This is a genomic window from Nocardia jiangxiensis NBRC 101359 (assembly GCF_000308615.1).
GTDB lineage: Bacteria > Actinomycetota > Actinomycetes > Mycobacteriales > Mycobacteriaceae > Nocardia > Nocardia jiangxiensis.
The window spans coordinates 1-13,221 of the sequence record NZ_BAGB01000061.1; the positions used below are offsets into that span (position 1 = coordinate 1).

Below are 13,221 nucleotides of genomic sequence, written 5' to 3' on the forward strand. Positions count from 1 at the left end.
ATCTTCCGCCGACTCGATGACCGAGGTGCCGACCCCGGTGTGCACTCGCAGCCCCAGATCGGTGACCAGCTTCTCCAGGATCGCGCCGCCACCCTGGTCGACCTGCACCGGCATCAGCCGCGGCGCGAATTCGACCACGTGCGGGGTCACCCCCATCAGACGCAGCGCGTTGGCCGCCTCGAGCCCCAGCAGGCCGCCACCGACCACGACACCCACCGCTCCCGGCCCGGCACCCTGCGCCGCCGCCCGGATGCCGTCGAGATCCTCGATGGTGCGGTACACGAAACATTCCGGCCGATCGTGCCCCGGCACCGGCGGGACGAAGGCGTACGAGCCGGTCGCCAGCACCACCGCGTCATAGGCGATGGCATCGCCGTCGGAGGTGAAGACCTTGCCCGCGCCGCGATCGATCGACTCGGCACGCACACCCAGCCGCAGATCCACCAGCTCGTCACCGGCGTACTCGTTACCGGGCAGTGCCAGCCTCGCCGGATCCCAGACGCCCACGTAGGAGGACAGGGCGACGCGGTCGTACGCGGCGCGCGGCTCCTCGCTCAGCACCACGATCTGCCACTGGTTCTCGGCGTCACGCGACCGCAGCGCCTCGACGAAGCGATGGCCGACCATGCCATGGCCGACGACCACAACGGTGCGCTGGGCGGGGATGCGCGGCATGCTCACGGGGAACCTCCTGAATTCCGGATGTCCCCACGGTAGGAAACGGGTATTGCGGCGATGCTGCGCGAAATGACCGTCAAATCAACGGTTGCTCACGTGCGTGGCGATCAGCCCGTGAGATACCGCTCCGTCAGCTCCAGGTGTCCTCGAGCATCCGCGGCTTGCACGCCTGCCAGGCGCCGGCCAGCATCACCAGCACCGCCAGGGCCAGCAGGGCGAACGGCACGGTCCAGCCGCCGGTCACGGTGTGCAGCACGCCGAACAGCAGCGGCCCCACACAGGCGGCGCTGTACCCGACGCCCTGGCCGAATCCGGACAACGCCGCCGAACCCGCCTGCGTACGACTGCGCAGATTGATCAGCGTCAACGACATCGGGAAGGTACTGGGCCCCAGGCCCAGCAGCAGCACCCACAGCACCGGCGCACTCATCGGAGCCCACAGCAGTCCGGCGAACGCCACGAAATAGCAAACGGCACAACCGATCACGATCGGGAACGGATTGCGCACCCGGGCGGTCACACTCGGCGCCGCCAGCGCCGCGCCCAATCCGATGAACGAGAACACCCCGACCATGGTGCCGCCGAAGGCCGGACTCGCCCCGGCGTCGGTGAAGATCTTGGGCAGCCAGGTGAACATGGCATAGGTGGTCAGCGAGGTCATCCCGAACATTCCGGCCATCCCCCACGCCACCGGCGACTTCCACGCCTTACCGTCCGCCTGCTCGGGTATCGCGGTCCGATCGACGACGTCGCGGCCGCGGCGATCGCGCAACACCCACAGCCACGGCACCGCGGCGACCAGGGGCAACAGCGCCCACACGCCCAGCGAGACGCGCCAGCCGTCCGCATCCGCGACCGGCACCGCGATCAGGGCGGGCACCACGGTGCCCAACTGCACCATCGTGATGTACACGGCGCTGAGCGTCGCGAGACGATCGGAGAAATACCGTTTCACCAGCGGCGGAACGACGACGTTGCCGATACCCATACCGGCCAGTGCCAGCGCCGAGAACACCAGCAGCTCCCAGGTCGCCGGAACCAGCGCACGCACCGCCTGCCCGACCGCGGCCGCCAGCATGGCCACCAGCGCGGTGCGCTCGAGCCCGAGCCGACGCACCAGAATCGGGGTGAGCACGCCCGCGGCGGCGAACATCACGGTCGGAATCATGCCGAAGACGCCCACGACGGTCGTCGAATAGCCGACATCCGCGCCGATCCGCTCGGCCAGCGGGGTGAACGCCGTCACCGCCAGTCGCAACGTGAACGCCGAGACGGCGATCGCGGCGAACACCAGCAGCCGCCCTTCCAGCAGGGAGCGGCGACGTTCGGCGGTGGTGCGGACGTCCACGTCCGGCAGTTCGGCGGACGCGATGGACGTGGTGGGCGAGATATCGGCGGGGGCGGTCGGTGACACGCCGTGAATCATAGGATGACCGGATGATGGGAGGCAATGGATTACTCCCGGGGTACTCTGTTGTGCGTGCAACAAGTCCGGCGCACCAGCCTCATCGCTCAGGTCACCGACCAGCTCCGTTCCGAAATTCGTTCCGGCCGGTGGCCCGTCGGCTCCCGCATCCCGACCGAACCGGAGTTGACCGAACTCACAGGAACCGGCCGCAACACCGTGCGCGAGGCGGTGCAGGCGCTGGTCCACGCCGGCATGCTGGAGCGTCGACAGGGCTCGGGCACCTATGTGATCGCGATCTCCGATCTCGGCGGCACGCTGGCGAAATATTTCGCCGACGCCGTCGAACGCGACATCCTCGAACTGCGTCAGGCGCTGGACACCCAGGCCGCGCGCCTGGCCGCGCAACGTCGCGACGACAACGACATCGCCACCCTGCGCCATCTGCTCGACGAACGCCGAAAAGCCTGGGACGACGACGATCCCGGCGCCATCCACGCCGACGTCCAACTGCACCGCGGCATCGTGGTCGCCAGCCACAACACGGTCTACCTCGAGTTCTACGATTCACTGCTGCCGGTGATGGAACAGGGAATCCGTTCTCGCACATCCAAATCCGGCGGTTCCTATCACACCGAACACGCCGAGTTGGTGAACGCGGTGATCGCGGGCGACCCCGAACGCGCCGCGCGAGCGGCGAATTGCTTCCTCGGTTCGCTCATCGCCGAATTCCCGAGCCGCTGAGCGTCCGCGGCGTCGAACCTCAGAGCTGCAGCCGGACCATATCGGCCGTATGCGCCAGTCCGGGAAACGCTTCGGGCGTCGAACGCGGATGCAGCGCATGCACGGCGAGCCGGAACATGACCGCGCGCAACATCATCTGCGGCCATTCCGGCAGATCCGCCCACCGGTGCAGCAGCCCCTCGTCCGCGCCGCCCCATGACAGCGCGTCGACCACGATCACCGCGGCAGCCCAGGACGCGGGCCGCCAGTAAGGGGTGATATCGGTCAGGCCCGGGGTGGCCGTCCCGGAGAACAGCACCGTGCCGAACAGGTCGCCGTGCACCAGCTGCGAGGCCGCCTGCACCGGCTTACGCAGGGTGGACAGCTGAGTCAGGATTTCGAGGCTGCGCTGCCCGTCCGGCGAGGTCACCGGCGTCATGCCACCGGCCTTGAGACTGCGCAGCGGCACCGCTTCCCAGGCCGCACGGTCGGCGGCGACGAAGACGTCCACGTCCATCCACGGCGCGATGGGCTGCTGGGCCAGGAAACGCGGACGCTCCAGCCTGGCGGTGGCCCGATGCAGCCGCAGCGAGACCGAGACCACCTCGTCGTGCCGGGGCTCGGGCGTGCCTTCGAGGAATGTGTCCGCGCGCCAACCGGATACGACGTACCGTCCATCGGTCGCGCGGACGGGATGCGCCAGACGCAGCCCGTCCACCGACAACGTCTCGCGGACATTCGCCGACCACGCGGCACGCGCGTGATCGGCGACCGGTGACAGCACCACATCTCCGCACCGCCAACCGCCGTCCCAGTCCCCCAGCGCGATCGGCGTCACCTCGCGGAGACCGAATGTGGCCCGCACATGCTCGGGGGGTTCCACAGAAGTCACGGCCGTACCGTACTCCCGCCGGGTGAACCACCCCGCGCGCCGCGCTGTACCGCCTCCCCGCAACTTCAGCGTGTCGTCGGGTGCCCCGGAACTTTCGCCTCGGGCCGACGGTCGGGCGGGCAGCCGGGTTTCGGGCGTACCCCGGAAGTTACCGATGTACTCACGAAATCAGTCGCCCTGCCGGTGCGGTGGCGGTTGTGCTGCACCGGCGGCGCTCACCAGCTCAGTAGACCGGCAGCGAGGGGTCGATCTGCTTGGCCCAGGCGATGATTCCCCCCTGCAGGTGCGTGGCGTCGGCGAATCCGGCCTGCTTCAGCGCCGCGAGCGCCTCGGCCGAGCGGATACCGGTCTTGCAATGCAGGACGATCGGGCGGTTCTGCGGCAGCTCGGCGAGTGCCGCACCGGACAGGATGCGGTCCTTCGGGATCAGCTGCGCGCCCTCGATGCGCACGATGTCCCACTCGACGGGCTCGCGCACGTCCACGATGGCGACATCCTTACCGGCATCGAGCATGTCCTTGAGTTCACGCGCGGTGATCGTGGAACCCGCGGCCGCGGCCTGGCCCTCCTCGGACACCACACCGCAGAACGCGTCGTAGTCGATCAGTTCGGTGATCGGCTGACGTTCGGGATCGCGACGCAGCTTGATGGTCCGGTAGCTCATGTCCAGTGCGTCGTACACCATCAGCCGGCCCAGCAGCGGCTCGCCGATGCCGGTGATCACCTTGATGGCCTCGGTCACCATGATCGAGCCGATCGACGCGCACAGCACGCCCAGCACGCCGCCCTCGGCGCAGGAGGGGACCATGCCCGGCGGCGGGGCCTCGGGGTACAGGTCGCGGTAGTTGATGCCGCGGTCGTCGGGGGCGTCCTCCCAGAACACCGACACCTGGCCTTCGAACCGGTAGATCGAGCCCCACACATACGGTTTGCGGGCCAGCACCGCGGCATCGTTGACCAGGTAGCGGGTGGCGAAATTGTCGGTGCCGTCGACGATCAGGTCGTAACCGGAGAACAGTTCGACCGCATTGTCGTTGTCCAGGCGGAACTTGTGCAGCACCACGTCGATTCCGGAATTGATCTCCAGAATCGAATCGCGCGCACTGTCGGCCTTGCTGCGGCCGATATCGGATTCGCCGTGAATGATCTGGCGCTGCAGATTCGACGAATCCACCTCGTCGAATTCCACGATGCCCAGCGTGCCGACTCCGGCGGCGGCCAGATAGAGCAGCGCCGGTGAGCCCAGCCCGCCCGCACCGATCACCAGCACCTTGGCGTTGCGCAGCCGTTTCTGCCCGTCCACGCCCAGATCCGGAATGATCAGGTGGCGGCTGTAGCGGGCAACCTCCTCCCGGCTCAGCTCACCGGTCGGCTCGACCAGCGGCGGCAGGGGCTTCGGTGATGACACGTCCTGGACTCCTTGTATCGAATTCGCAGTAACGAAGTATGCAACACCGTCGACGGGGTCACTGTTCCCCGGGTGAGCTCGCTACCCGCGAGGGTAGGGCCACGGGTTGAAACGGCATTTCTTGCCGTCCTTGGGGACCACGCCCTGCGGGTCGAGGGCGGCGATGTCGTCGTTGCGGGTACCGAAGGTCTGCTGCATCATCACCGGGGCCAGGCCGCCGTCCACCGCGCAGGGCTGATGTTCGTGATAGCCGATGGCGTGGCCGACCTCGTGATTGATCTGGTACTGGCGGTACGAGCCGATATCGCCCTCGAAGGCCGGCGCGCCGCGCACCCAGCGCACCTCCGACAGGACCACGCGGCCCAGATCGGAGTTGTAGCAGGAGGAGTCGATGGGGATGTCGAATCCGCAGTCGGCCTCGGTGGTCTTGCGCGAGGTCACCGAGATGCGGAAATCCGGTTCGCCCGCATCGATCCGGCGGAATCCGAATCGGGTGTCCTGAATCCAGCTCTTCGGATTGGACAACGTCGCATCGACCATGTGCGCGACCGACTCGTCGCCGCCGTACCCGGCCGTGTCCACCCCGTTCTCGATCTCGACCGTGTAGGTGAACAGGTGTTCCTGCGCCGTGCCCACCTTGGCCGATGTGCCGGACACGATATGCCAGTTGCCCGTACCGGCCTCGGTGAACGAGCCGCCCGCGGGCAGCGCGCCGGTCGGCAGGTCCGCCGCGAACTTGCCGTCGCCCTTGGGCGGTACGCCGATGATGCCGCCCCGATCCGATCGCGGACTCAGCCGCCCAACCCCGGGCACCCCGGAGCCGCCGGAGTTCCCGCTGTCGCGCACGGCGTTCACCACGACCAGAATCGTCACCACGATCAGCACGGGCAGCGCGTAGGCGCGCCAGCCGTAGGTGGAGACGAAGCGGCGCGCGGCGGCCCGCTTACTCTTCTTCGCGCGTCCGGGCGCGGACGCACCGCCCCGTACGTCGTCGGGCTCCCACTCGTGGGAATTGTGATCCGGAGAATTCGTCGGATCCCACCGCGCCTGCAACGGTTGCCGATCGCGGTCCGTGGCGGAAATATCCGTATCGTCCGCGACGCCCGGATCAGGTCCTACCGTGCCGACGCGACCGCGCGGGGCACTGCCGTCGAATGATCCGTCCTCTTGGTCGGTCACGACCATCAGACTCTCACAACCGCGACGCACACAGTGCAGGACCGGGAACAGTGGATCGGTTGCGAGATATCTCACCACTGTGCGAGATTGCTTATGTAGACCATTTACTGACAAGTTGCCAATAGCTAGCGGGATCGGCTGCGCGTACCGACCTCCGAGTTGGCCCGAGCCCAGCGAGGGACAATCGGAGCGAGTATCGTTCGTGGGATACCCGTGCACACCTTTTCCGCCGGGAATTGATTGGGAGATGCCGAAATGACAGACCTCGTGGACCGGATGACGTCGTCTCGACTGTCGTCCGAGACCATGGTGCCGAACAAGCGTGGAACTCGCCTGCCCCGCGACGCCCGCCGGGCGCAACTACTCGCGGCGGCGAGTGAGGTCTTCGTGCTACGCGGTTATCACGCGGCGGGCATGGACGAGATCTCCCAGTGCGCAGGTGTCTCCAAACCCGTTCTCTACCAGCACTTCTCGAGTAAGCTCGAACTGTATCTGGCGGTGCTGCAGAACTACATCGACGCACTGGTGTCCAGCGTGCGCCAGGCGCTGCGCTCCACCACCGACAACAAGCAGCGCGTGCGCGCCGCGGTCGCCGCGTACTTCGACTTCGTCGACCACGACACCCAGGGCTTCCGCCTGGTCTTCGAATCCGATCTGACCAGCGAGCCGCAGGTGCAGCGCCGCGTCGAGCAGGCCACCGAGGCCTGCGTGGACGCGGTCTTCGACCTGGTCGCCCACGACTCCGGTCTGGATCCCTACCGCGCCCGCATCCTGGCCGTCGGCCTGGTCGGCGCCAGCCAGATCACCGCCCGCTACTGGCTCGAGGCCGACCGCCCCATCCCGAAGGAAGAGGCCGTCGACACCACCGTCTCGCTGTGCTGGGGTGGCCTGAAGCACGTGCCCCGGCTGCCGGGAAGTTCGGCGTAACCAGGACACGGACTCATACATTTCGGGCCCCGGCAGTATCTGCCGGGGCCCGAAAACGTATGTAGCCGCTCAGACCGCGGCGAAGCCCACCCGGCCGGTGGCGGCGGTGCCGATCTCCACATAGGCCACCTTGGCCGCCTGGATCAGGTACTTGCGGCCCTTCTCGTCGGTCAGCGATATCACGGCGTCCTTGCCGGTCAACGCACCGGACACCAGCGCCTCGACCTCTTCCGGGGTCTGCGAGCTGCTGATCACGAGCTCACGCGGGCTATCCGAGATACCGATCTTGACCTCCACGGCCAACCTCCTAAAAATGCTCGCCCGCCTCTCCGCGCCTTCAGCGTGCCGTTGAGAGCGGGGAGACGCCCGCTTCGGGCCGACGGTTCGGAGGCAGGTCACCTTGTGGACGTACCCGGTGAGTTACCGATGTACTTGCGAAATCACTTGTTACGCTGGCATTTCATCCTAGACCAAGCATGCGCATGCGCTCGGCGTGGCTGGTCTGCATGTGCTCGAACAGCGCGGCCACACCGTTCAGATCGCCGGTGGCCATCAGAACCAGCTCGGTCAGCTCGTCGCGCTGGGCCATCACCCACTGCGCCTGGGTGATCGCCTCGCCGAGCAGCCGGCGGCCCCACAGGGTCAGCCGATCGCGCTCGGAACGACTCTCGGCGACCGCACCGCGAACCTCCTCGACGACGAACTGCGAATGGTCGGTCTCGGCCAGCACGTCGCGCACGACCGCGGCCACCTCGGGGGCCAGCGCAGTGGCCAGCACGGTGTAGAAGTCCGCGGCGATGCCGTCGCCGACGTAGAACTTCACCATCGACTCGAGCCAGGTCGAGGGGTCGGTCGAATTGTGGTACGCGTCCAGGGCGCGCACGAACGGCGCCATCGCGTCGAACACCTCGACACCGCGATCGGCCAGGGCCCGGTTCAAGGTCTCGAAATGGCCCATCTCGGCGGCGGCCATCGTCGCGACGGACACCTTGCCCCGCAGCGAGGGCGACAGCTTCGCCTCCTCGGCGAGCCGGTAGAACGCCGAGATCTCGCCGTAGGCGAGGACGGCGAACAGGTCGGTGACGCCGGGATGATCGGCGGGAATGCGAACAGTGGATTCGGTCGAATCGTCCAGCGCGGCAGGCGGGTTTGCTCCCATGCCCTACACCCTAGTATCGCGCCCGGTGCGGTTGTGACCAGGTCACCGGGATTTCACGGTACCGCTCACGCCGAGGCATCCGCCAGAAACTTCTCCAGGTACATCCACGTCGTCGTGCGGGCGGCCGGGCCGGTGAGGATGCCGAGGTGGCTGCCCGGTGCGGTCTCGAAGCGAACCTCGGCGGCACCGGTGAGGGTGCGGGTGCCGTGTTCGACGGCCGCGGCCGGGGTGATCACGTCGTCGGGGCCGCCCACCAGCAGCACCGGTGCGGTCACCTCGGACAGCTCGATCCGGCGCACACCGAGCCGGAACTCACCCTTGCCGAGGTCGTTGGCCAGCATGCAGCGGCCCCACAGCTGGTTGTAGAGCCGCCCCGGATATCCCGGCATGCTGGCCTGGAAACGGTCGATGGTCTCCATCCGGCCGAGCGTGGCGGCATCGGTGAGGTGCGCGGCGACGAACAGCGGACGCCGCAGTTCGCGCTCCCAGGACGTCGCCCGGTAGGCCAGCCGGGTCAGCGTCGCGGGAACGCCGCCCGCGAGCCTGATCAGCGTGGACGCGCCGATCCCTCCGGTGAGCCGGGCCGCCGCGCGCACCTGCGGCACGAAGGGCACCCGGTCGTAGTCCAGCGGCGCACCGATCGCGGTGATCGAACGGATCGGCAGGGCCACGTCGGCGGCCGCGGTGAGCAGTGCGAGCACACCACCCAGCGACCAGCCGACCAGATCCACCGGCGCACCGTCACGATCGGCGGACACCCGGCGGATCGCCTCGGGCAGGATGTCCTCGATCCAGTCCTCGAATCCCATCCGCCGGTCGGCGAAGGTGATCTCGCCGTAGTCGACCAGGTACGGCTGATGCCCGGAGTCGAGCAGGAAGCGCGCCAGGCTCTGATCGGGACGCAGGTCGAAACAGGTGGCCGGGGCCGCCAGCGGCGGAACGAGCAGCACCGCGGAACCGGTGTCGCCCGCGCCCGCCTCACCGATGCGCTCGAAGCGCTGTAGTCGCCGGTGCGGCTGGTCCCACAGGATCGTGTACGGCGTCGGGGCGGGCCGCTCGATACCGTCGCCGAGGGTCAGCGCCCAGGCGTTGCGCGCGGCGAGGGTCACGGTGTCTGCCAAACTCACAGGCAGCAAGCTATCGTGTGACACGGCGTCACACATATGTGGGATAGGCCACTCTCGCTGCGTCGCGGCCCGATCGTGGCAGCGGTACGCGAATTCACCGCGATTCGTGAATTATCCTGTGCCACACCGCACGCCATGCGGTAACACAATAAATCCGGCGAACTTCCGCTCAGCCGAACCGCGCATTTCCCACGGCACATCTCGAGCGGCGGAAGATATCACGCTACAATCTGCATGGGCAACGGAAATTTCTACTCGTGACATCATGCGTGGCCGGCACGCGTGGCCGAGCAGAAGTACCGCAGCCCAAACGGAAAATGTGCGCGCACCAGATCCGCAACACCGATGCGCCGCGCCAGGTTGATGCCGCCACCGGCATCCCGCAGCGGCCGAGGTGGGAAACACCGCCGGATATGTGGCCGAGAGCGGACCAACCGCCCCACACCTCGTGCGCGCGAGATGCGATACCGCGAGGAAGGCAAGAACCTGAGCAAGATCACCGTGGAACAGGAACCCGGGTTGAGCGACAACCTGGTGACAGCAGAGCTCGATCCCACACACACCGCCCCCACATTCACCGAATTGGGAGTTCGCCCGGAAATCGTCCGCGCACTCTCCGAGATCGGAATCGAACGTACTTTCGCAATCCAGGAACTCACCCTGCCGCTCGCACTGGCCGGTGAAGACCTGATCGGCCAGGCACGAACCGGTATGGGTAAGACCTTCGGATTCGGCGTGCCGCTGTTGCACCGCATTTCCAGTGGCGATTCGGGCACCACCGCACTGGACGGCACACCGCGCGCACTTGTCATCGTGCCGACGCGGGAATTGTGCATCCAGGTCACCCAGGATCTGGAGAATGCCGGTAAATACCTGACCAATCACCAGGGTCCGCTGAAGGTCACCTCGATCTACGGCGGCCGCCCCTACGAGACCCAGATCGCGGCGCTGCGCTCGGGCGTCGACGTGGTGGTCGGCACCCCGGGCCGCCTGCTGGATCTGGCCGAACAGCAGCATCTGATCCTGGGCAAGGTCGGCGTGCTGGTGCTGGACGAGGCCGACGAGATGCTCGATCTGGGCTTCCTGCCCGATATCGAGCGCATCCTGAACATGGTGCCGGACAAGCGCCAGACGATGCTGTTCTCCGCGACCATGCCCGGCCCGATCATCACCCTGGCGCGCACCTTCCTGCACAAGCCGACCCATATCCGGGCCGAGGAGCCGCACGATTCCGCGGTGCACGATCGCACCGCCCAGTTCGTCTACCGGGCGCACGCGCTGGACAAGAGCGAACTCGTGGCCCGCATCCTGCAGGCGTCCGGACGCGGCGCGACCATGATCTTCACCCGCACCAAGCGGACCGCGCAGAAGGTCTCCGACGATCTGGCCGAGCGCGGATTCGCCGTCGGCGCGGTGCACGGCGATCTGGGCCAGGTGCAGCGCGAGAAGGCCCTGGACAAGTTCCGCAAGGGCCGGATCGACGTCCTGGTCGCCACCGACGTCGCCGCCCGCGGCATCGATATCGACGATGTCACGCACGTCATCAACTACCAGTGCCCCGAGGACGAGAAGACCTACGTGCACCGCATCGGCCGCACCGGTCGCGCGGGCCGCACCGGCGTCGCGGTCACCCTGGTGGACTGGGACGAGTTGAACCGCTGGTCTACCATCGATTCCGCACTCGGACTGGGCATTCCGGAGCCGGTGGAGACCTATTCCCGCTCCCCGCACCTGTTCTCGGACCTCGACATCCCCGAGGGCGTGACAGGTACGTTGCGCCGCAAGGTGGAACGCGATGACGACGCGGTCGTGGTGGAGCGTGAGGCGCGCACTCCGCGCAAGCGCAACCGTCGTCGCACCCGGGCCGGCCAGCCGACTGAGGGCGTCGAAAGTGCCGAGGTGGCAACCGAAGCCGGTGAATCGTCCGCCGATTCGTCTGCGGGCGAACAGGATTCGACCGCGTCGGACGACGCCGCGAAGCCCGCGCGGCGCCGTCGGCGGCGTCGGTCCTCCGGCGAGAGCGCCGCGGCCGAGAACGACGCACAGAGCACCCCCGGCGAGTCGGCCGACTCCTCGGACGAACCGGCGGCCGAATCGGACGAGCAAGCCGACAAACCGGCCCGTCGCCGTCGTCGCCGCCGCAGGCCCGCCAACGCGGATTCCGCCGAGGCCACCGACGCGCCGATCTCCGCGACGGCCTGAGCGCCGTAACGACATCCACGGACCGAGGGGTCCCGCTGCCGACCGGCGCGGGGCCCCTCGGTCCGTCCGGGCACCGCACACACGCGCACGGTCTCCGGCCGCCACCGCGCGGTCCCATCGCGGCCGAAATGCGTAGTCGCCGAGGGTGAATCCGGTGGTCGGGCCGGACGCCGCGATGTCACCATCGGGCGGGCCCGGCGGATCGACTACGCTCGCTGACGTGCTCGCACCTGAGCGGCGGACGCGCGCCGATCTCCTTGCCGCAGTCGCGATCGCCGTCGTGGTGGTGATCGCGATAGCCGTCGTGTGGTGGATCAGTGATGCACGCGGCACGATTTCCGAGCCCGCCGCGCACGCTGCCGAACAGCCCGCCGCCGCCGACCAGCTGCCGCAATCCCTGCACGAGCTGTGGCACGCGCCCGACGGGGCCGCGCTGCGGGCGCTGACCGTGGCCGGGGTGGCGGTCGCCGCCGACGGCGGCACGGTCACCGGATACGACCCGGCGACCGGTAAGCAGGTGTGGAAATACCAGCGCGATATGCCGCTGTGCGGAGTGGAGGCGCAGTACGGCACCGTCGTGGCCACCTATCGCGATCAGCGCGGCTGCAGCCAGACCACGATGCTCTCGGCCGACAGCGGCGCCCGCCGTACCGCGCGCAGCAGTTATATGGACCACGCGATCACGTTGACCGCGGACGGCACCTATTTCCTGGCCCAGGGTTCGGATCGGCTCGAGATGTGGCGTTCTGATCTGGTGCGCACCCTCGAATACGGCTACGTGGACGCGCCGGTGAACATCAAGACCCAGCCGCGCGTCGGCTGCACGCTGCTGTCCTCGGTCTCCAGCAGCAGCCGTCTCGCGGTGCTCGAACACTGCCCCGGCGACGGCGCGGACCGGCTCAGCGTGCTCAACCCGGCTCCCAAGGACAGCACCGTGCCCGAGGAGTACGGCTCGCATGTGCTCACGAACCCCGGTGCGAACGTGGACGGCGCGCGGGTCCTCGCGGTGGCGGACAACCGGGTTCTGCTGTATCTGCCCGGAACCGCCACCACCGCACCGGAATTGGCGATCTTCGACGGCACCGCGAACATGCTCTCCACAGAGCGCCTGAACGCTCCCCTCCCGCCGACGGCGACCACCACCCGCATCGGCTCGGCCTATCTGATCTACTCCGGCAACAGCGTGATCGCGCTGAACGCCACCACGTTCGACCCGCTCTGGACCGCCCCCGACGCCCTCGGCTCCCCGGTCCTCATGGCCGGTCGGATTCTCATCCCGGTCGACGGCGCCATCGCCGCACTCGACCCCGAGACCGGCGCGGAGACCACCCGAATCCCCTTGCAGCGCAGCGACTATCACAACGGCCCCATATCCCTCGCCGTTGTCGGGTCGACCATTCTGGAACAGCGCGACGGTCGCGTCTACGGCGTCGGCCAGTAACCGATCGAATCGCCACACCGGCCATCAGGACGTTCGAAACCTTTGCGCCCGTTCACCTTACGCAGTCGGACAGTACGCGA

Annotated in this window: 12 protein-coding genes; 4 read left to right on the plus strand and 8 right to left on the minus strand. The window is 67.8% G+C overall.

Annotated elements, in window-relative coordinates; genetic code table 11:
* Both ON40_RS26290 and ON40_RS26295 read right to left on the minus strand, forming a co-directional pair.
* Positions 1 to 675 (minus strand): FAD-dependent oxidoreductase (locus ON40_RS26290; protein ID WP_040827241.1); only part of this gene is annotated, 675 nt, incomplete at its 3' end.
* 133 nt (positions 676 to 808) lie between these two features.
* On the minus strand, positions 809 to 2,026 hold the full coding sequence (locus tag ON40_RS26295; RefSeq protein WP_040827454.1) for an MFS transporter: 1,218 nt from the start codon (positions 2,024 to 2,026) through the stop codon (positions 809 to 811).
* Positions 2,027 to 2,158: 132 nt separating this feature from the next.
* On the opposite strand from ON40_RS26295, the gene ON40_RS26300 reads away from it, so the two are divergent.
* Positions 2,159 to 2,827 (plus strand): FadR/GntR family transcriptional regulator, encoded by a 669-nt coding sequence (locus ON40_RS26300; RefSeq protein WP_040827456.1) that lies wholly within the window; start codon positions 2,159 to 2,161, stop codon positions 2,825 to 2,827.
* A 19-nt stretch (positions 2,828 to 2,846) separates the two neighbouring features.
* Here ON40_RS26300 and ON40_RS26305 read toward each other — a convergent pair whose 3' ends face one another.
* The 3 genes from ON40_RS26305 to ON40_RS26315 form a co-directional block, all read right to left on the minus strand.
* The gene (locus ON40_RS26305) at positions 2,847 to 3,698 is read right to left on the minus strand and encodes a TIGR02569 family protein (RefSeq protein ID WP_040827243.1); all 852 of its coding nucleotides are present in this window, start codon (positions 3,696 to 3,698) and stop codon (positions 2,847 to 2,849) included.
* 223 nt (positions 3,699 to 3,921) lie between these two features.
* Entirely contained in the window at positions 3,922 to 5,106 is a 1,185-nt protein-coding gene (moeZ, locus tag ON40_RS26310) for an adenylyltransferase/sulfurtransferase MoeZ (RefSeq protein WP_040827245.1), read from the minus strand.
* Between the two features lie 81 nt (positions 5,107 to 5,187).
* On the minus strand, positions 5,188 to 6,291 hold the full coding sequence (locus ON40_RS26315; protein ID WP_083895958.1) for a DUF3152 domain-containing protein: 1,104 nt from the start codon (positions 6,289 to 6,291) through the stop codon (positions 5,188 to 5,190).
* 249 nt (positions 6,292 to 6,540) lie between these two features.
* Here ON40_RS26315 and fasR point away from each other — a divergent pair, with 249 nt between their 5' ends.
* The gene (gene fasR, locus ON40_RS26320) at positions 6,541 to 7,212 is read left to right on the plus strand and encodes an HTH-type transcriptional activator FasR (RefSeq protein WP_040827247.1); all 672 of its coding nucleotides are present in this window, start codon (positions 6,541 to 6,543) and stop codon (positions 7,210 to 7,212) included.
* Between the two features lie 69 nt (positions 7,213 to 7,281).
* Here fasR and ON40_RS26325 read toward each other — a convergent pair whose 3' ends face one another.
* The 3 genes from ON40_RS26325 to ON40_RS26335 form a co-directional block, all read right to left on the minus strand.
* Complete coding sequence (locus tag ON40_RS26325; RefSeq protein WP_040827460.1) at positions 7,282 to 7,509, minus strand: DUF3107 domain-containing protein; 228 nt, start codon at positions 7,507 to 7,509, stop codon at positions 7,282 to 7,284.
* A 163-nt stretch (positions 7,510 to 7,672) separates the two neighbouring features.
* The gene (locus tag ON40_RS26330; RefSeq protein WP_040827249.1) at positions 7,673 to 8,371 is read right to left on the minus strand and encodes a ferritin-like fold-containing protein; all 699 of its coding nucleotides are present in this window, start codon (positions 8,369 to 8,371) and stop codon (positions 7,673 to 7,675) included.
* A gap of 65 nt (positions 8,372 to 8,436) precedes the next feature.
* Positions 8,437 to 9,498 carry an alpha/beta fold hydrolase gene (locus tag ON40_RS26335; protein ID WP_040827251.1) on the minus strand — a complete coding sequence of 354 codons (1,062 nt, stop codon included), beginning with the start codon at positions 9,496 to 9,498 and terminating at the stop codon, positions 8,437 to 8,439.
* 459 nt (positions 9,499 to 9,957) lie between these two features.
* Between ON40_RS26335 and ON40_RS26340 the strand changes: the two genes are divergently transcribed.
* Both ON40_RS26340 and ON40_RS26345 read left to right on the plus strand, forming a co-directional pair.
* Positions 9,958 to 11,700: a DEAD/DEAH box helicase gene (locus ON40_RS26340; RefSeq protein WP_040827253.1), complete on the plus strand. Its 1,743-nt coding sequence runs from the start codon at positions 9,958 to 9,960 to the stop codon at positions 11,698 to 11,700.
* A gap of 220 nt (positions 11,701 to 11,920) precedes the next feature.
* Positions 11,921 to 13,141, plus strand: a complete 1,221-nt coding sequence (locus tag ON40_RS26345) for an Rv3212 family protein (RefSeq protein WP_040827254.1) — start codon at positions 11,921 to 11,923, stop codon at positions 13,139 to 13,141.
* Positions 13,142 to 13,221 lie beyond the last annotated feature (80 nt).